The following is a 19751-nucleotide window of genomic DNA, read 5'->3' on the forward strand; positions in this document are numbered from 1 at the left end:
ATGCTACTGCTCTACCATAGCCATAAGCACATATCTTATCCTATTCGTACTATTGCGAGAAGTGCTATAACTTGCTACTTCTTTTTTTCCGCATCTCCGACAACAGCCATTGATATTCCACTACATAAGGCTTGATTTTTGGTAGATCAACTTTTTTATGAATAATATAGCTCTTTTTACAATAATCCGAACAGACCGTAATATGCTACTGGCCTGCTATAGCCATAAACACATATCTTATCGCATTCGGACTATTATAAGAAAGGCTATACTATGCTTCTCCTTAAATTGACCATTTACCCTAAACGCTATTAGCTTCCTTAAAATTTACATTAATGCCTATTTTGCCTAAACTGAAGCGTCTTTTCCAATTTTTTCTAGCATCAACTCAGCAGCTTTTTGTTCAGCAATCTTTTTACTAGAAGCGCATGCAGAAACTTTACCATAATCTTCTATGCAAACTGATATAGTAAATTCAGGATTGTGCGCTGGTCCAGTTTGTTTTACAAGCTCATACTCTGGTAAAGGCAATTTGTTTTTCTGAGTCCACTCTTGCAGTGAGGTTTTAGGATCTTGAGGGGGGTCAAGCATGCCTTTAGCTAGCTTTTCCCAATATTGGATAATAAATTTTTCAACATTTTCAAGCCCGCCATCAATATAAATTGCACCTATTAGTGCTTCAAGCGAGTTTTCTAAATTTTTTAAGTTACATCTCCCTCCATTGCAGCGTTCACTATTATTCATGATGATAAAGCTGCCTAATTTTATTTCTTTAGCAACACTAGCAATGGTGTTGCCACAAACTAAATACGTCTTTCTTTTTGCCAATGCTCCTTCTTTTTCTTCAGGAAATAGTTTAAACAGTGTGGCAGATACAACCATATTCAAAACACTATCGCCCAAAAACTCTAGTCTTTCGTAGCTTACAATCTGGTTTTTGCTATTCCTTTTATTTACGCTTGGGTGAGTTAGTGCCTCTTCTAATATTGCATAATTTGTAAATTTATAATCAATGATCTTAGATATTGCATCATTCAAACTCTTCATACCCATTATTTAAAAGAATAACACTTCCTACCACACCTTTATACCAAAGAATTAGTTTTGTTTTATTAAAATAATACCAACAACTTCCAAAATATACAGTTTAATAGACTTCTTGCATAACCATTATTTGAATAATGATTCATCGATGTTATTCCAGTGTCGGCTACTTAGGTGACAGAGAAGATGTTTAATGTATACAACCCACCACCTCACTAATGTTACTAAATCCATCTCTCCTTATTAGTTCTGCAAGTTCTAGATTAATTTTGTTTACAACTTGAGGTCCGTGGTATATGAGAGCAGTGTACAACTGCACCAAAGAAGCTCCTTCCTTTATTTTTTTATATGCATCAGCACCACTTGAGATTCCTCCGCATCCTACCAACAATATTTTGCCCTTAGTAAGTTTGTACATATCGCTCAATAACTCGGTTGAAAGTTTAAACAGCGGTTTGCCACTCAACCCACCACTCTCGTTGTGGTGGGAATGTAAGTTATTCCGACTGATCGTAGTGTTGCTCACTGTTAATCCGTCAATCTTATATTCCAACGCAAGCTCAGCGATATTTTCTTTCGTTTGCTGATCTATATCTGGTGAGATTTTTAATATTATTGGTATGGATTTAGAATTATCAATTGATTTCCGGGTTAGAGTTACGGATTTCAACAATTCCGATAATTCTTGCTTATTCTGCAGATTGCGTAAATTAGGCGTGTTTGGGGATGAGATGTTCAGCACTATATAATTGCTTTTTCCATACACTATCTTTATTAAGTCAACATAATCGCTGATTTGGTCCTTTGATGTACTGTTTTTTCCTATGTTGATGCCAAAAATGCAATCATCAAGCTTGGTTTTATCTATTTGTTTAAGAAAGTAGTCTATTCCTTTATTGTTAAATCCCAATCTGTTAATTACCCCTTGATCTTTAATTAACCGAAAAATTCTTGGCTTTTTGTTTCCATATTGTGGATTACGAGTTACAGTACCAGTTTCAATAAACCCAAAACCAAATGAGAGCATAGGCCTTATAACTTCTGCATTCTTGTCAAAACCTGCAGCCAGACCTACGGGGCTTCTGAGCTTATTACCAAAAAAATTCACACTCAAAGATTCTGGTAGCTCTATAGGATTCTTATAAGGTATTTTCTTTAATGCCATAATTGCCAAAGAGTGAGCAACTTCGGGCGGTAGTAAAAATAGTAAATTACGTTTGTAAAACACTTTGCTTATTTTTAGTTTATTTTTTACCATGAAACGCTATAAGAGTATAACCATAACTTGAAAAGAAATTGATTTTACTATGGATAAGCTTTCTCTATAGGTTACACACTTAAAGCTACTGTTGAATTGAGCAACTTTTACAAGATATAGAGAATGAAAGAGGCCGGGACCGGAATTGAACCGGTATAAAAGGATTTGCAGTCCTCCGCATAAGCCATTCTGCCACCCAGCCGTTTTTTATGTGTAGATATCCATTATATCTTTTAGCATAGATAAAGCCTCCTCCCTTTTGCGTTGAAAAGTGTTACGTCCAATGATTGAACCATTACCGCCACCCTGCTTAATTTCTTTCGCTTCATTGTATATGTTATCTACTTCCTTAGATTCACCACCAGAAAAAACTACTATTCTTTTCCCTGCAAAACAAGACCTTTTAACATATTCAATTCTTTTAGATAATGATTCAATATTTTCTGTTTCTATTTTCTCCCTTTCCAAATATTTAGTTGGAAGTTTTACTTTTATTATATTAGCGCCAAGCAAAGCTGCCATGTGCGCAGCATAGGCAATAACATCAACTGCTGTTTCACCTTCTTTGGAAATCCCTTCACCGCGTGGATAAGACCATAGCACTACTGCAAGCCCATAAGATTTGGCTTCAGCTATGATTCCACGGGCTTCCTCCATCATATCGAAACACTTAGCAGAACCAGGATATATAGTAAATCCGACAGCTAAGCATCCCAAACGCAGCGCATCTTTCACAGAAGAGGTTATTGCCTGATCAGAGGTTAGATCCTTTGAATGTAAAGAGTTGGAACTATTAAGTTTCAAAATAAGTGGGAGCATTCCAGCACAAGTTGCAGCACCAGCTTCAATCATACCAAGTGGAGCAGCATATGCACTTACTCCCGAATCAACCGCAAGCTGAAAATGATAATGTGGGTCATAAGCATCAGGGTTAACTTCAAAACTTTTAATTGGACCATGCTCAAATCCTTGATCTACTGGCAGAATCACTAACTTGCCAGTGCCGCCAAGCTTTCCATGCATGAGAATACGAGTAAGATTTGCTTTTACCCCAGGGTTTTCACTTTCGTAGTAGCTTAGGACTTGTTTTACTTTATCACTTATCACTATAATTCAAATTGAATTTAAGTTATAGATTGTAACAAAGATGAAGTTCAATACAAGGATTTTAAACTATATCAAAAGCAATTTTATTTTCTACTTTATTCATATAGATTCTTAATTTCTTTCCTTTTATTAATTTACGATTCAGTATTTCTTCCGCTAAGTAACTTTTTATCTCTTTTTCAATAAGTCTCTCTATCGGACGTGCTCCCATTTCCTTACTATAACCCATTTGTACAAGATAAGATTTCACTTCATCCTCTACCAAGCAGTTTATGCCTTTTTGCGTCAGCTGCTTTTTCAGTTCCTGAATAAATTTATCTACAATATGCAGAATTATATCCGCATTTAAGTCAGAAAAAGAAATAATCGCATCAAGACGATTACGAAATTCAGGGCTAAAAACCTGTTCTATCGCTTTTTCACTATCACCAGTGTTAAATTTTTTATGCCCAAAGCCAACAAAACTTTTGCTGCGTTCAGCTGCTCCTGCATTAGTTGTCATAATTAAGATTATATTGGAAAAGTTAACTTTACGTCCGTAAGTGTCTGTAACGCAACCATAATCCATAATTTGTAGCAATATATTATAGATATCGCTATGAGCCTTTTCAATTTCATCAAGCAGCACAACACTATATTGATTATTAGATACAGACTCTGTGAGTAATCCACCATGATCATAACCTACATATCCAGGAGGAGAACCAATCATCCTTGATATCGTATGAGACTCAATATATTCGGACATATCAAAGCGTATAAGATTCATGCCAATGCTTTCTGCTAATTGTTTTGCTAGCTCGGTTTTACCAACACCGGTTGGCCCTGCAAAAAGATAATTTGCTAAAGGCTTATTGTAATTTCTCAACCCAGATTTAGCAATTTTAATAGAATTAACAAGAGATTCTATTGCCTGCTCTTGGCCAAAAATCACCTTCTCTAGATTAGCTTTTAAAGACTTTACTTTCTGCAAATCATCAGATTCAGATCCGCAAGGCACATTTGTAATTCTAGTAATGGTATTCTTAATATCTCTACTATTTACAATTTTACCCCTGTTTCTTAGCAATTTACAATATGCCCCTGCCTCATCAATAACATCAACCGCTTTATCAGGTAATATTCGCCCAGTAATATACTTATGCGAAAGTTCAGCCGCAGACCTAATGGCATTCTTTGTATAATATACTCCATGATACCCTTCATAGTAGTGCTTTATACCATCTAGTATCTTTATCGTTTCGTTAACAGAAGATTCCTTAACATTAATTTTTTGAAACCTCCTCGCTAATGCTTTATCTTTTTCAAAACTATTGCTGTATTCTCTATATGTAGTTGCACCTATACAACGCAGTGTACCTCTTGCAAGCGCAGGTTTTAGTAGGTTACCTGCATCAAGAAAGCTACCACTTGTAGAACCTGCTCCAATGATAGTGTGTATTTCGTCAATAAAAAGGATAGCACCTGGTTTTGCCTCAATCGCTTTTATTATAGATTTTATTCTCTCTTCAAAATCACCTCTATAGCGTGTCCCTGCAAGGAGTGACCCTAAATCCAAAGCATAAATTATACTGGACCTGAGCGCACTTGGAACACTGTTTTCAATGATTTTGAGTACCAAACCCTCAACTATTGTGGTTTTGCCAACACCTGGATCTCCAACATATAAAGGGTTGTTTTTTCTACGCCTCAATAATATTTCTATAGTGCGATTTAATTCATAATCACGACCAATAACATAATCTATTTTTTTGCTTCTTGCATAGTCATTTAAATTTTTACAATAACTTTGTAGAATTTCCTCATCTTCTAGTAGCTCACCTTTATTTACTGTAGTAGGAGCATCATTATTTTTATCAAGTTTTACTTTATGATTAGTGGTGTATTCATCTATATCGTTAGAGTATTTCATGTTAGATATGTGGTAAATCAAATTGGAATCTTTCGCACTTTGTTTCTGCAATAGATCTTCAACGTATAAATCTTGCCCAGACAAAATTTCTACTAGAACACTTGCTCCATTTATTTCTTTTTTCCCCAAGCTATGAGCCCGTATTATTGCTCTGTGTATTATGCATTGAAACATTGAGCTAGGTTTAACTCCACTGATAATCAATTCAGAACTGCTTTGTAAAAACCCTTTTATATTATTATTATAATCATTAGCCTTAATATTGCATCTTGATAGAATGTTATCCATACTGATGATTTCATCGGCTCTGATATTATAGCACTTCTCGCAATAGTCCGAATAGGATAAGATATGTGCTTATGGCTATGGTAGAGCAGTAGCATATTATGATCTGTTCGGATTATTGTAAAAAGAGCTATACATCTTGATAAAACGTAATTTACATCCACGTATTTAGTTAACGCCAGCAATAAATGTTCTACTTTCGCATATTTAAGATTAAAATTAGAAGCAATGAATAGTGCTCTATTCAAACTTGCCTCTAAGTTTTTGGAAATCATCTCCTATTCTCTTTAAAAGTGGGAACTCATATATAATGAATAGCACACAATTATTAAAAAAATTGAAATCCAGCAGTTCGCTGTAGCAAATTTGAATCCCACTCTGGATCTACGTCATAGCACCGCAATATCTCAGCATAGATTCCGCTAATGAGTAGCGGAATGACGAGTTTTACGCTTATCAAATTGTAGGTAAATCCTATTTAATACGCTTTTTCTAGTACTCTGCTTTTCTTCTTAAATGCATTGATCTTTTTTCTACCGTATTTAGTCTTTAACGTACTTGGCCTTTTAAAGACCTTTTTGCTGTTACGTTTTTTAAATTGCACACTACAATCAAAATTTAGCTCTCCTTCTTTGTCTGCCAGTGCAGGCAGTCTTCTCTTATCTTGAGGTGTAACAAAAGATAGCGCATACCCTTCAGCTCCAGCGCGTGCAGTTCTACCTATACGATGAATATAGTCAGCTTGCGATTGTGGTGCATCATAATTGATAACATGTTGAATGTGGGGAATATCAAGGCCGCGAGAAGCAACATCTGTTGCAACCATGATTTGATTACGGCCATGACGAAAAGAATTAATGACCCTTTCGCGCTTGTGCTGCCTTAAATCACCATGAATTGCTAAAGCGCTATAGTCATCTTTGTGCAATCTGTTAGCTAGCTGATCCGCTCCTCGCTTTGTTTTGACAAAGATAATGATTGATCCTTCGCGCTGACATAGTTGTGTAACAAGCTTTTCATATTTTTCTGATTCTGATGCATAAACAATTTCTTGCTTAATTTTTACAGAAGTTGTAGCCTCAAAATCAACAGAAATACTTTCTGGTCGATTAAGGTACTTCTCAGCAAGTTTTACTATATCTCCAGGAAGAGTTGCAGAAAACATAAGAGTTTGCCTTATTTTAGGCAAATGCTTCATAATTTCTTCAATCTGAACTCCAAAGCCCATATCAAACATACGATCCGTTTCATCAAGCACAAGAACGCTAACATTGCGAGTAATCAAAGTTTTACGCTCAATATGGTCTATAATACGACCAGGAGTACCTATTACAATTTGTGGTTTTTTCTGAAGCTGATTTAGCTGCCTAAAAATAGGCTCACCACCAATCAACAAAGCGACCCTTAGTGCAGAATTTTGAGATAAGAGTTTTCTTATCTCATTTGTTACCTGATGCGCAAGCTCTCTGGTTGGCACGATGACTAAAGCTGAACCAGTGTTAGGCTCATTCAGCAACTTAGCAACCAACGGAATAGCAAATGCTAAAGTTTTTCCAGTCCCCGTTTGAGCAGATCCGAGAATATCTTTACCTTGTAGCGCTAAGGGAATCGCTTGTATTTGAATCGGAGTTGGGACGAAAAGATTATTTTTATCTAGAGCTTGTCTAAGCGAAGCTGGGAGACCCATCTCATGAAAATTATTCACAATACGTTAATCCTGTTAAAAGACTTCATAATAGATTAATCTTCCAATTTTAAATTTATTGCAGATTTTTTATCTTCTCCGTTTCTACCGCGCTCCTCTTTAACCTCATAACTCACCCTTTCTCCTTTTATTCCCTTCTCTTTATTCTCTCCTTTAAGTGCCTCAGGTCTTATTCCCGAACGTTCCAATGTGCTAATATGTACAAAAACGTCACCCCCTTTACCTTCTGGCTTGATGAAACCATAGCCTTTTTCGGCATTAAACCATTTTACATTACCAAATTCCATTTAAACAACTCCTAAATTATTAACTAACATTACTAATGTGATGAAAAACTTTGAAATTACGATTGAGAATGCTTTAAGCTTAGCTATTGAAACTAAACCTTTATACTCCATAGTCTATTCTTAACATTACATGACAATAATACACAATTGTTGTACTTGATGCAAATAAATTTTTTAATCGTTAAGCGAACCTGCAAGCGTCATTTCGCTAACTTTAATCGTTGGTGAATTAAATTGCCCACAAAAAGTTAGATCATCTGCAACGACTAAATTGCTAAACATATCCTTCAAATTGCTAGCAATGGTAATCTCATGTATTGGATACGTTATTTTTCCATTTTCTATAAAAAATCCGGAAGCGCCTTGGCTGTAATCGCCATTGATTAAATTGACACCAAAACCAAATAAATCAGTTACATATATTCCCTCTTTCACTTCCTGAATTAATTCTTCAAACGATACATCACCATTCTCAATGTAGAGGTTACTAGCTGCAGGAATAACTGCAGCATTACTTGCACGAGTTGCACTTCCGGTTGTTTCTGAGTCTAATTTTCTAGCCGAGTATAAGTCTAAAATCCAATTTTGTAATATTCCGTTTTTTACAAATATATTTTTCTTGCTAGTTATCCCTTCTCCATCAAATGGTCTCGATGCTGTGCCTCTTGGCAACAATGGATCATCGATAATATTAATTCTATCGTTGAAAATCTGAGCGTTTAAACTACCACTCAAGAAAGAACTGTTGCTTATAATACTGCTCCCATTTATAGCAGAAGCAAGACTTTTTACTAGCCCTTTTGCTGCTCTTTTTTCAAAAATAACTGGAAATTTACCAGTTTTCATTGTACGTGAATTCAATTGATCAACTGCTCTTTTTGCTGCTTCTTTTCCCATTAACTCTGGCAACTTTAAATCACTAAAATTACATGCTATATCATAATCGTAACCAACCTTCATTTCACTTTCTCTTCCAGCAACAACAGAGACCTGATTAGCAAAGGTTGATTTACTAAACGAGCCAATAAAACCAGAAACAGTCGATAATACTGTATTCACTAAAGCGTATGAAGAAGATGCTCCTTCAGAATTAGTGATACTCTTATGTGCAAGGGCTGAATTTTCTGCAGCTTCAGCAATTTCTTTTAGGTTATCAACGGTTACAACATTATTATCTGAGATACTTAAATCTGCAGAAGAGATATAATTACTACCATTTACAGCAAAATTAATGCAAGGATCTTCTGGCGCATTCTTTGCCATTTCTACCACTTGGCTTACTGTATCACTCAGATTATTCAAATCGTTTGTAGAAATATACGCAGCTTTGTTTTTACCTGCTATAGCTCTGATTCCTACAGTGCAATTTTTAGATTGTGATATTTGCTCAATTTTTGATAGACGCTGAGAAACTGAAGTCTTATTAGTTTCATATATTGTAACTTCCGCATCTTGATTTTGCTTTTTTATTAGTTTAGTAATATCTGCTGCAATATTTAATATATTCATTTTCTATTCCTTAGATTTCTATAAAGATTCTGCACCACCTATAACTTCAATTAAATCAGTCGTAATCGCTGCTTGACGAGAACGATTATAAAGCAATGCTAATTTGTTCAGTATCTCTTTAGTGTTTCTGTTTGCTGATTCCATAGCAACCATTCTAGCACTATTCTCACTCGTTGCACTTTCAAGTAAAGCAGAGTAAAGAGCAATTACAACGTAATCTTGAACTAAAGATTTTAAAATAAATTCAATATTTTGTGGTTCATACTCATAGCCGTAATCTGTTGTTGGACCAGCCAGAGAGCTATCAATCAAGGATGAGTCTTTACTCCATGGTTTTATTGTTTCCAACATTGGTTTTTGCGTGAAGGTATTATAGAATTTACTATAAAAAACTTTAACTTTATCGTATTTACTTAAATCTATACCATCAACCAAAGCTTCTACGTGCTTTAACGTGATTCCCTTACTATTTTCAATTTTTAAGATACTTTTAGAGTCAAATCTATTTTTACCTACATCAAAAGCTTTTTTACCAAGAAATACAATATCTACTTTTTTGCCATTTGCGATTGACTTATTTACACGCTCTTGACTAAATTTGACAATAGAAGAGTTAAAGTTGCCGCACAAGCCACGATCAGACGCAATAATGAATACTAGGTAAGAACCGTCGTTACTGACATTTAGAATTTTTGCCAGTAATTCTTGATCAACTGATAGCATTAATGAAAAAATAATGTTATGCAGCTTAGATACATATAATTTTGAATTTAATAACTTCTTTTGGCTTTGTAACAACTTTGCTGCAGAAACCATTTGCATTATTTTCGTGGTTTTCTGTACAGACCTAATATTCTTAATTCTTAAGGATAATTCCTTTAAGCTCTTCATTTTGTATACAACCCTGATTTACTAAAATATATAACTGTTAGTGTCTAAAAGCAAGTTTTTTTGACATTAAAACCAAGTCTAGCTAAGAAACTTGCAGGTTTATTGTTTGGAGATAAGGATTATATTAAGAAAGTGCTCTAACTTCAGCAATATCAATGTGAAAGTAGTCTAATGGTAATTTCTACACTTTGTGGAATTTTATAATATATAATAAACACAATTAAAACTATTACAACTTGAACACTTATGATCCCATTGTTCTAGTTCCCTGTTACAATTTTTACATTTCCAGCTTGGATCAGGCAAAGCTTCTGAGCCCATCTTGTTTAGCCAATAAATTACCTTGTCGTGTTCTTGCAATGTAACCTTGAGTTGTATTACAATAAAGTAGATTGACATGTAATTAGCTTTTTTCATAGCAGTGTCTAAATATTGACTTGCAAGATCATATTTACCTGAACTCATTGAGGACAAAGCAAGTAAACAGTAACTAAAATAATAATCAGGGCGTAAGTTGTATAGTCTTTCAGCACCTTTACTATTTAAATTGATGTACATTTTAGCTGACTGAGGAGTAGGATTTACTGTATACTCTGCCTCTAGCACTGCAGAAGCTTTTCTGATTTTTCCAAGTTTAATATATAATTCCGCCTTTAAATAATTGATGGGCTGAAAAATTGCACTATAACGTTCTGCTCCAAATAAAGACTTTATAGCCTCCTTAAAATTTCCTTTACTTTCATATTGCTTTGCTAAAGCGCAATAAAACACTGCAAACATTTCTTTATGATCAAAGGGGAGAAAAATATTGGACTTAACTGCTTCCTTCAACCTCAAAATTGCATTAATCCAATCTTCTTTCAATATGCAATGCTCTATTTGAAAGGGAATAGATAGCATTTTATCGTTAATTGAACTAGAGCAATATTCTATAAATTTTTGAAAGACTACTTTTTCTTGTTTGAGGTGGACAATCAGCTTATTGGCTAGAAGTAGAGCTAAGTTACGATTTTTATTTGCAATATTTGTTAAACCGTTACTGAAAAAGCTGTAATTTCCCGTCTTACCTGAGTTAAAGAGCTTTATTAAAGACAACCTATCGCTCTCCTCACTCAGACTTTTAACTAGCTTTTGGGCATTCTCTATATTGTCTAAGTCTATGCTAAAGAAAGCTTCAAAGAGAAGCAATTCTTCCCTATCACTTCTTCTATTTCTTATGTTGGCAAATGTTGATGAAATGGAGGAAAAAAAGCGTACAAGTGTAATTAATAAAAATAATAAAACTACACAAGTAAAAATAATGAAATATAGATGAATACTTATAGTGTAATTGCCTAATTCCAATTTTATTACTTCACCACTTACCTTGACCCATATACCAAATAAAAACGAAAAAGCGAAAATTATAAAATAAATCATGAGATATATTGTAATAAGTGATGATATATTGTTGAAATATTCTTAGAAGCTACAATAAAACCATTCAATTTATTCAGCCATGGCTTGAATTCTGAATGCGTTAAATTGCTTACTGTAACAGTTATATTTTGCCAATCATTATCATTTATGGACTCCTCAATTTCTGCGAATTTTACTCTTAATGGATCATTTCGGTCGTCTACCTTTATCCAGTTTGAAATGATTTTTTTAGACAATGTACTTTTGTTGTAATCGATAGTATCAATAGTTTTTTCAAAAGATAACTTCAATTCGTGTAAGGTATTTATCTCTTTCAAATTTTCTAATTCATCTACTGCATTTTCTATCTCTGGATCGTCAAGCTCTGATATCAAAGGCTTTATTGAATTTATATGGTTATCAAATTTTGCTTCTCGCAATAACGAATTCTTCATTTTAACCACAAGTAATGGCAATTTTGCAAAGTTCTTATATCTTGAGTTATTATCACCTTGCTCACATTGAGTATGCTGACTTCTCTTGAGGTCAAATATCTTTTTTTCTATTCTAGATTGATTAACTTCAAGCAACATTCTAAATTCATCCATGTTTTCCGTTAAAGCTTTCACATTGTTTTCACTCTCTTGCTGATTTATTTTTAAAAAGATTATGTTATTTATTGTGATGTAACAGGTAAATAACAATACAATTAAGAACCAACCTATGTACTTTTGCTGAGTATCATTCATAACGTAGTATCTCCGCAGGATCTTGTGCAGCTGCCTGCAACGCAGGAGCAATTGTCGCTAAAAATGATAAGAGTAACGCAAGTGCAGAAATATTTACTACGTCTTGGGGTACTAATATCACTGGCAAACTTGAAAAAAAGTATATCATAGGATCAAACAGCTTGACGTTAGTAATGTTTTCTAAAAACACTCTAATGCTTTCGATATTGAGAGAAAAAACGACACCTATAATACAGCCAAGACAAGTTCCCGTAAAACCGATTAATAGACCACAAGCGCAAAATATACGCATAATGCTTCCACTTGTTGCACCAAATGTACGCATAATTGCAATCGCGGATTTCTTTTCTTGCACTATCATCATTAAATTTGAGATAATATTAAACGCTGCTACAACTATAATCAAAGTGAGAATTAAAAACATTACATTTCTTTCAGTTTTTAAAGCACTAAAATAATGGCTTTGCTGTGATTGCCAACTTTCAGCTTCCATTCCTATTTCTTTTTCTATAGCATCTGCCAGCTTATCAGCTCTAGTAACGTCGTCTACAAGTACTTCTATATTTTTTATGCTATTTTTATAATTAAAAAAGGCTTGTGCTGATTTTAGAGGCATATATATCAAGGTATTATCATACTCAAACATACCGATATCAAATATTGCTATAACTTTATATTTTTTCATTCGCGGCATTTCACCAAGTAATGCATCAAATTCTTCAGATGATATAAACGTAATTTCGTCGCCATAGTCAACGTTCAAAGCTTCTGCTAAGCGTGCTCCTATTATTATTCCTTCATCAAATTTTTTTACATCACCTATAATTACATTATTTGTAACGGCAGTACTATCAAGCAAGTCTTTAGTTGATACACCTCGCACTACGCTACCTGCAATTTTACCGTTTGCTACAATAATAACTTGATCATTGGTCATAGTAGTAGCTTTTAATATACCAGGAATTCTCTCAATAGATTTTGAAACTGCGTAGTAATCTGAATTTATGTTCCTATCAAAATAAACATTAATATGGCCATCAATGCCAAGTATTGAGTCAAGCAACTTTGCTCTGAATCCGTTCATCACAGACATCACCACTATTAGTGTTGCAACTCCAAGGGCAATGCCGATAATAGAGAACAAAGTCATTATAGAGCAAAATCTGGCATTTTTCGCTCGCAAATAGCAAGCAGCCATAGTAATTTCAAAGGCAATGGACATTACAAAATATTTTGAGGTTAAACATTATATTTTTGAAACTTCGTATAATTGTAGACTTTTCTTTATTTGAAAACTAGAGATTTTTGCTTCCTTAAATTTAGCAGGCTTATAGAGTATCTTTAACATTAGAATTTCAAAATCTTCCATATACATCATCTAACCTCACTATATCATTATCAGATAAATGCTCTCCTATCTGAAATTCAACTATTTCAAGTGGAGAGCTTATGCTTCTATTTTCAATCCTATGGGAAACTTCCCTTGGGATTTCTATCATATGGTCTTTTGCTATAGCATATTCTTTGTCTTCTAAACTAACATACCCAACTCCTGATAGCACTATATGGTATTCATCTCTATAGTGATGGAATTGCTTAGAAGTGCAGCTTAATGGATTTATAAAAAGATATTTTATAAGAAAATTTTCGCTCATTAAAATTATACTACAAAATCCCCATGGTTTAACTTCTTTCCTTATCACCTTTACTTTCTTAACTTTATGAATAAATGAAATTAGACTTTTGTTTGGTTGCTTACAAGCTCCACCCAATAAATTTTTATTACTTTTTGTCGTTGAAACTGGTTCTTTTTCTCTAATCACATGCTGAAATGACACCGGTTCTTTACTAAACTTCTCACTCAATTCTATAGCACTTCTCGCAATAGTCCGAATAGGATAAGATATGTGCTTATGGCTATGGTAGAGCAGTAGCATATTATGATCTGTTCGGATTATTGTAAAAAGAGCTATAAAACTGAATTCCAAGTTCCAACATCCAACCAATCGAAATTAGCTTCTATCATTGCAACGTTTTTTGCTTTCTCCATCACCAAGTAATCAATGGATATGCCTTCAATTCGTGCAAAATCTCGTTGTTTTAAATACAGAAATCTCTCTTGCGGTGTGAAATATTTAAAACATAAATTGTAAAGATTCGGGGCAGATTTTTTAATCTCATCTATGTAGCGTTTTGCTTTAAACACAAATATTCCAGAGTTCCAATAATGATCGTTACTTAACTTACGCTCGGGCTTTTCTGTAAAATCTTTCACTATATGACATTTTTCTTTCTGATCATATACTGCATTTATATAGCCGTATTCAGAATTGAATTCATGAGGCTTAACCCCAAAAGTGACTATAGAGTTAGTTTCAGAGGCTAACTTAGACGCTTTTTGAGTAGAAGCATAAAAACTATTCAAATCACCTATAAAATGGTCTGAAGGCAGAATTAACATTGTCTCGTTTTCATTGCAGAGAAGTGCAGCAATTATAGCTCTTTTTACAATAATCCGAACAGATCATAATATGCTACTGCTCTACCATAGCCATAAGCACATATAGCTCTTTTTACAATAATCCGAACAGATCATAATATGCTACTGCTCTACCATCGCCATAAGCACATATCTTATCCTATTCGGACTATTGCGAGAAGTGCTATAATATTGCCGCTGCTGTTCCAATTTTCACTGGTTCGAAAATCACTTTATATTCTTGCAGTGCATGCAATTCCTCCATCACTAATGACTCGTACTGTATATTTGTAGCAATTATGGGCTGCATATAATCGCTTTTTAGCCTCAACAAAGTGTTGTGAAACATAGTGTTCTGACTAAATATTTTCTGAAATTGCTTTGGCTTAGATAAAGGCCAAAGTCTGCTACCACTACCGCCACACAATATTACAGGGCGCATTTAGTTAAGATATTAATTAAATAATTAATATCTTATACTGAGGGCAAAATACATGCAAGTTTTTGTTGTGGAATAGTTAATAAAGAAAGTAAATGTTGATTTAAAGTAATTGCTAATGAGAGTGATCATGTGTAGCGCCTTGCCCTTGCTGTGAATTTCTTCTATTTTGTAATTCCTCAACATGACCTTTTCTTTTATCACTTAATATCTCATTACCCTTATTTCGTTCTTCCTCAGGACTCTTTAGTATTTCATTACTCTTGCTAACTTCTTTATCATCCCCTTGTTTCTTTGGCCTTCTAGCGTTAAGCTCATCCCATGTGCCCACTAGTGAATCACGATTCCCATGATCCGGCTCTAGCCTTTCTTCACCTTTAATAACATTAAAGTCACTTTTTGCTTCTTCCAAACATCCTTTCAGTTGGTGTTTCCACATGGTGTAGTAAGCATCACCATATTTTTTCTCATTTGCTACAAATAATAAAATTGGAGCCTTAAGTATGGTAGCTCCCATATCCACTAAATTTTTTACTGCCGCTGCAGGAGTGAATAAAAGATAACCAAAAGACTTTGCAATTGGGTTTTGTTTGCTTATTAAATGCTCCCCTAACTTTATAGGAAGAGAAGTCAACAATTTAGTACAAACTTTAGCCAAGCTTGTAGCAAAAACGATAGGAACAGATATAAGACTTTTATCTAGCTCTAAATTACCATTCTGATCTCTAATTTCTGAAAAATGGGTGCTTAGCTTTTTGTAATCACTAGTGTATAATAATTCTCCATTTCTTCCTTTTTCATCAACAACTTCCTGAACTTTACCTTCTTTATTTTTTACCTCTTTAGTTAGCACAGAAGAGTTAGTTAATTCAAACGGATATTGAGGATCTTTAGTTTTTTCGGCTTCAAAAATTGGCACGTGTTTTTTCAAATCCATTCTCGAAAAGCCTAATGGCTCAAAATATGACTTATGCAACTCATTTATCGGAATTTGCTTACCCTGATTGTCTATATAATTGATAGTAAAATAAGATCTATCATTATCTTTATCTTTGGTAACTAAAGATAATCTGAAACCTGGTTGTTCTCCATTCTCATCTTTTTGACCATACAAAAGTTTATAGGTTGGATTTTTATCTTTATCTAGTATAGCATTTCCATGCATATCCCTGTTTTCTATGATTTTAGCAGACTGTACAATTTGATCATAATTTTTTGGATACTGGCATTTCCTTCCATCATACATCATTACCTTTCTAAGGTCTTCGACGTAAACTTGAGATTCAGGTGAAGTAAGCAGACCTTTTGCTTTAAGTGTAAGATCTATTGCTCCCTTTTTTAATGCTTCAAACATATTGTCAAACCAAAATCGCTATAATGCTATAGTTCAATAATAAAACTAGTACACTAATAATATATTAACACAGCACCGGTGATTTTACAAGAAAATATGCCTGTAGAAGATAAAGATTGTAAAAGCGAGGGTTATATAAGTAATGCTTGATAAGTACTTTATGCATGTAATTGTAAAAATCCTCAAAGGTACGCTGTGTATATAATCTTCGCATACTAGCTGCATTCCAAGAACTGCGTGCCAAAAAATGCAAAACAACAATACAACAAAAAATAAAAGCTCTAGAGGGTGATTAATAAATTTTTCACTAAAAGACAAAGAGCTATCAGTATAAAATGTGCAAGAAAATGAATAGATAAACCAAGGAAACAGGAACAGTAAAATTACCGCAGAAACACGCTGAACCCACCAATGATGTACTGAATTTCCAGACTGACTCATATAAACATAAATAAAAAAGCCATAGTAGAAAGAAGTAGCGTTACTGTCAGCAGTATAGCACTCCTTGAAACGCCAGTAATTTCTAAATTAAGCCCAGCATCCCACAATAAATGACGAATACCATTAAGAAAATGATATACAAAACTTATAAAACATAAGACATAAGCTAATTTAGCAACAGGAGTGAATAATAATGCATTTAAGTACCTTACTATAAGTAACTCAGGAAAGTAAACATGTAATATGAAATACCAAGAAAGTATCATTAATAAAAGGAATAGCAAGATACCAGTCAATCTATGCATAATAGAGAAAAAACTAGTAACTTGTACTTTATATATTTGTAAATGTGGAGAAAGAGGTCTATCACTCATAAAATCCGTTATCGGGAAATTAAAACAAAGTAGAAGTAAAGACAGCAGTATAGCACATAACAACACCATCATTAAAAATGGTAAATTATGTGCAAAGCCTAAGGAGGTAATCCAGCTGCAGATTCCCCTACTGCTACCTTGTTACGACTTCACCCCAGTCACCGATCCCACTTTAAATAACTCCCTCCTTGCGGTTAGGTCGTTAGCTTCGAGTGAAACCAATTCCCATGGCGTGACGGGCAGTGTGTACAAGACCCGAGAACGTATTCACCGTGGCGTGCTGATCCACGATTACTAGCGATTCCAACTTCATGCACTCGAGTTGCAGAGTACAATCCGAACTGAGATGGCTTTTAAGGGATTAGCTTAGCCTCGCGACTTTGCAGCCCATTGTAGCCACCATTGTAGCACGTGTGTAGCCCACTCCATAAGGGCCATGATGACTTGACATCATCCCCACCTTCCTCCAGTTTATCACTGGCAGTTTCCTTAAAGTCCCCAGCACTACCTGATGGTAACTAAGGATGAGGGTTGCGCTCGTTGCGGGACTTAACCCAACATCTCACGACACGAGCTGACGACAGCCATGCAACACCTGTGTGAAACCCGGCCGAACCGACCCTATCCCTTCGAATAGGTATAATTTCCATGTCAAGGAGTGGTAAGGTTTTTCGCGTTGCATCGAATTAAACCACATGCTCCACCGCTTGTGCGGGTCCCCGTCAATTCCTTTGAGTTTTAATCTTGCGACCGTAGTCCCCAGGCGGAATGTTTAACGCGTTAGCTGTAATACAGAAAGTAAAACTTCCAATATTTAACATTCATCGTTTACAGCGTGGACTACCAGGGTATCTAATCCTGTTTGCTCCCCACGCCTTCGCGCCTCAGCGTCAGATTTGAACCAGATAGACGCCTTCGCCACTGGTGTTCCTCCTAATATTTACGAATTTCACCTCTACACTAGGAATTCCTCTATCCTCTTTCAATCTCTAGATTAGCAGTTTTAAAAGCAATTCCAAGGTTGAGCCTTGGGATTTCACTTTTAACTTACTAATCCGCCTACGCGCCCTTTACGCCCAATAATTCCGAATAACGCTAGCCCTCTCCGTATTACCGCGGCTGCTGGCACGGAGTTAGCCAGGACTTCTTCTGTGAGTACAGTCATCATCTTCCTCACTAAAAGAGCTTTACAACCCAAAGGCCTTCTTCACTCATGCGGCATGGCTGGATCAGGCTTTCGCCCATTGTCCAATATTCCCCACTGCTGCCTCCCGTAGGAGTCTGGACCGTATCTCAGTTCCAGTGTGGCTGACCATCCTCTCAGATCAGCTATAGATCATTGCCTTGGTAGGCTATTACTCCACCAACTAGCTAATCTAATATAGGCTCATCTAATAGCAATAAATTTTTCCCCCGTAGGGCGTATACGGTATTAGTTGCCGTTTCCAACAATTATTCCGTACTACTAGGTAGATTCCTATACATTACTCACCCGTCCGCCACTAAGTTATACCATAGCAAGCTACAATATAACTCCGTTCGACTTGCATGTGTTAGGCCTGCCGCCAGCGTTCATTCTGAGCCAGGATCAAACTCTCAAATTTGGACTTCAACCTATAAAAGGTTGAGGGTACATCGGATAAATCCGACAAAAAATAATTTAGCTTAATACTGCTGTCTTTATTTCTACTTTAGAAATATTTTAATCTCCAACTATTCAAACAACTTTGGGAACATTATTATGTGATATAATCACTATGTCAATATGTTTTTGCAAATCAAAAGCATTAATGTATAGATATATAACTATTTGGAATATTACCATGAAAAAATACATCTTTCTGCTTGCACTCGCGCCAATGTTAGTTGGCATCACATTATACTTATTGCGCAACATTGATAACACAAAACAATCTATAACTGCAGGTGACAAGTTTTACGAAGTATTATTCTTAAAAAAAGATAATAAGCCGCTGCTAGAAGAAATAGATTCAAATTGGGAGTATTTAGCAAATTTTGAACGCGCATTCAATCATATCTCAGATTCAATGCCAACAGACACAGCATCTATTTATAATGATTTGGCAGATGATAAAGATGCTCCTGGTGTTTTGCGTGAGTTAGCACAATATTTAGAAGTAATGAGCTTACTTCACTCCAACGGTGAAAAAATAAATAAAGACAAAATTGATAATTTAGAATCAAGCACAGTGTATCCTTATTCAAGCCAAGAAGCTATTGCTGTAGTAAAGATACACAATAACGACGTTAAGGGTGGAACTGAAATATTGCGTTCCCTATTAAATGATAGAAAATGCCCTATCCTAATCAAAGCTAATGCACAAGAATTACTCAGGATATATGGGAGTTAACTCATTGGACTTTTTGCATAGCTTTTGGCAGCGCATCGGATGAAACGAAAAAGCTGACTTGACACCCTTCGCCAGCCCCCTTATCATGATAGTGAAGCTATTGTATTTGCTTTCGCCAATCTGCAGATTAAAAGGTAAGGATTACTT

14 protein-coding genes, 1 tRNA gene, 1 rRNA gene and 4 pseudogenes are annotated in these 19751 nt (G+C 35.0%); 1 reads left to right on the top strand and 19 read right to left on the bottom strand.

The window, feature by feature from the left end; all coding sequences use genetic code 11:
* Window positions 1–348: 348 nt before the first annotated feature.
* The 19 genes and pseudogenes from rnc to OZD68_RS04035 all read right to left on the bottom strand — a co-directional run bounded on the left by rnc (window position 349) and on the right by OZD68_RS04035 (window position 18836).
* A complete protein-coding gene (gene rnc, locus OZD68_RS03940; RefSeq protein ID WP_182309834.1) occupies window positions 349–1047 on the bottom strand; it encodes a ribonuclease III in 699 nt (232 codons plus the stop codon).
* A 187-nt stretch (window positions 1048–1234) separates the two neighbouring features.
* Window positions 1235–2302 (bottom strand): quinone-dependent dihydroorotate dehydrogenase, encoded by a 1068-nt coding sequence (locus tag OZD68_RS03945; protein ID WP_182309833.1) that lies wholly within the window; start codon window positions 2300–2302, stop codon window positions 1235–1237.
* 130 nt (window positions 2303–2432) lie between these two features.
* Window positions 2433–2504: transfer RNA gene (locus tag OZD68_RS03950), tRNA-Cys, on the bottom strand.
* 5 nt (window positions 2505–2509) lie between these two features.
* Window positions 2510–3406, bottom strand: coding sequence for a class I fructose-bisphosphate aldolase (locus OZD68_RS03955; RefSeq protein ID WP_182309941.1), 897 nt, complete (start codon window positions 3404–3406; stop codon window positions 2510–2512).
* 64 nt (window positions 3407–3470) lie between these two features.
* Window positions 3471–5881 (bottom strand): annotated as a pseudogene (locus OZD68_RS03960) (AAA family ATPase).
* 203 nt (window positions 5882–6084) lie between these two features.
* On the bottom strand, window positions 6085–7311 hold the full coding sequence (locus tag OZD68_RS03970) for a DEAD/DEAH box helicase (RefSeq protein WP_275009055.1): 1227 nt from the start codon (window positions 7309–7311) through the stop codon (window positions 6085–6087).
* A 35-nt stretch (window positions 7312–7346) separates the two neighbouring features.
* Complete coding sequence (locus OZD68_RS03975) at window positions 7347–7598, bottom strand: cold-shock protein (protein WP_182309832.1); 252 nt, start codon at window positions 7596–7598, stop codon at window positions 7347–7349.
* 174 nt (window positions 7599–7772) lie between these two features.
* Entirely contained in the window at window positions 7773–9107 is a 1335-nt protein-coding gene (locus OZD68_RS03980) for a TldD/PmbA family protein (protein ID WP_182309831.1), read from the bottom strand.
* 18 nt (window positions 9108–9125) lie between these two features.
* Entirely contained in the window at window positions 9126–9998 is an 873-nt protein-coding gene (gene atpG / locus OZD68_RS03985) for an ATP synthase F1 subunit gamma (protein WP_010081973.1), read from the bottom strand.
* Between the two features lie 198 nt (window positions 9999–10196).
* A complete protein-coding gene (locus OZD68_RS03990) occupies window positions 10197–11417 on the bottom strand; it encodes a heme biosynthesis protein HemY (RefSeq protein WP_182309830.1) in 1221 nt (406 codons plus the stop codon).
* Window positions 11414–12145 carry a hypothetical protein gene (locus tag OZD68_RS03995; RefSeq protein WP_182309829.1) on the bottom strand — a complete coding sequence of 244 codons (732 nt, stop codon included), beginning with the start codon at window positions 12143–12145 and terminating at the stop codon, window positions 11414–11416. The genes OZD68_RS03990 and OZD68_RS03995 overlap by 4 nt, the downstream gene beginning before the upstream one ends.
* A complete protein-coding gene (locus OZD68_RS04000) occupies window positions 12138–13367 on the bottom strand; it encodes a lipoprotein-releasing ABC transporter permease subunit (protein ID WP_182309828.1) in 1230 nt (409 codons plus the stop codon). Before OZD68_RS04000 ends, OZD68_RS03995 begins: the two co-directional genes overlap by 8 nt.
* A gap of 133 nt (window positions 13368–13500) precedes the next feature.
* A pseudogene (locus OZD68_RS04005) lies at window positions 13501–14013 on the bottom strand (phosphomannose isomerase type II C-terminal cupin domain); the annotation flags it as partial.
* Between the two features lie 104 nt (window positions 14014–14117).
* A pseudogene (locus tag OZD68_RS04010) lies at window positions 14118–14639 on the bottom strand (sugar phosphate nucleotidyltransferase); the annotation flags it as partial.
* 172 nt (window positions 14640–14811) lie between these two features.
* Window positions 14812–15066: pseudogene (locus tag OZD68_RS04015) on the bottom strand (sugar phosphate nucleotidyltransferase); the annotation flags it as partial.
* 112 nt (window positions 15067–15178) lie between these two features.
* A complete protein-coding gene (locus OZD68_RS04020) occupies window positions 15179–16417 on the bottom strand; it encodes a hypothetical protein (RefSeq protein ID WP_182309827.1) in 1239 nt (412 codons plus the stop codon).
* A gap of 84 nt (window positions 16418–16501) precedes the next feature.
* Window positions 16502–16858, bottom strand: a complete 357-nt coding sequence (sdhD, locus tag OZD68_RS04025) for a succinate dehydrogenase, hydrophobic membrane anchor protein (protein ID WP_182309826.1) — start codon at window positions 16856–16858, stop codon at window positions 16502–16504.
* Window positions 16855–17232: a succinate dehydrogenase, cytochrome b556 subunit gene (gene sdhC, locus OZD68_RS04030; protein WP_007548462.1), complete on the bottom strand. Its 378-nt coding sequence runs from the start codon at window positions 17230–17232 to the stop codon at window positions 16855–16857. The genes sdhD and sdhC overlap by 4 nt, the downstream gene beginning before the upstream one ends.
* Window positions 17233–17331: 99 nt before the next feature.
* Window positions 17332–18836: ribosomal RNA gene (locus OZD68_RS04035) — 16S ribosomal RNA — on the bottom strand.
* A 153-nt stretch (window positions 18837–18989) separates the two neighbouring features.
* Here OZD68_RS04035 and OZD68_RS04040 point away from each other — a divergent pair.
* Complete coding sequence (locus tag OZD68_RS04040) at window positions 18990–19604, top strand: hypothetical protein (protein WP_182309825.1); 615 nt, start codon at window positions 18990–18992, stop codon at window positions 19602–19604.
* Window positions 19605–19751: the final 147 nt, after the last annotated feature.

Source organism: Wolbachia endosymbiont of Drosophila bicornuta (assembly GCF_028982105.1).
In the GTDB taxonomy this organism is placed as follows: Bacteria; Pseudomonadota; Alphaproteobacteria; order Rickettsiales; family Anaplasmataceae; genus Wolbachia; species Wolbachia pipientis.

Bases quoted from the DNA above. Each gene is read 5' to 3' on its own strand.
- rnc (WP_182309834.1), bottom strand. From the start codon at position 1,047: ATGAAGAGTTTGAATGATGCAATATCTAAGATCATTGATTATAAATTT.
- OZD68_RS03945 (WP_182309833.1), bottom strand. From the start codon at position 2,302: ATGGTAAAAAATAAACTAAAAATAAGCAAAGTGTTTTACAAACGTAAT.
- OZD68_RS03975 (WP_182309832.1), bottom strand. From the start codon at position 7,598: ATGGAATTTGGTAATGTAAAATGGTTTAATGCCGAAAAAGGCTATGGT.
- OZD68_RS03980 (WP_182309831.1), bottom strand. From the start codon at position 9,107: ATGAATATATTAAATATTGCAGCAGATATTACTAAACTAATAAAAAAG.
- atpG (WP_010081973.1), bottom strand. From the start codon at position 9,998: ATGAAGAGCTTAAAGGAATTATCCTTAAGAATTAAGAATATTAGGTCT.
- OZD68_RS03990 (WP_182309830.1), bottom strand. From the start codon at position 11,417: ATGATTTATTTTATAATTTTCGCTTTTTCGTTTTTATTTGGTATATGG.
- OZD68_RS03995 (WP_182309829.1), bottom strand. From the start codon at position 12,145: ATGAATGATACTCAGCAAAAGTACATAGGTTGGTTCTTAATTGTATTG.
- OZD68_RS04000 (WP_182309828.1), bottom strand. From the start codon at position 13,367: ATGTCCATTGCCTTTGAAATTACTATGGCTGCTTGCTATTTGCGAGCG.
- OZD68_RS04020 (WP_182309827.1), bottom strand. From the start codon at position 16,417: ATGTTTGAAGCATTAAAAAAGGGAGCAATAGATCTTACACTTAAAGCA.
- sdhD (WP_182309826.1), bottom strand. From the start codon at position 16,858: ATGAGTCAGTCTGGAAATTCAGTACATCATTGGTGGGTTCAGCGTGTT.
- sdhC (WP_007548462.1), bottom strand. From the start codon at position 17,232: ATGAGTGATAGACCTCTTTCTCCACATTTACAAATATATAAAGTACAA.
- OZD68_RS04040 (WP_182309825.1), top strand. From the start codon at position 18,990: ATGTCAATATGTTTTTGCAAATCAAAAGCATTAATGTATAGATATATA.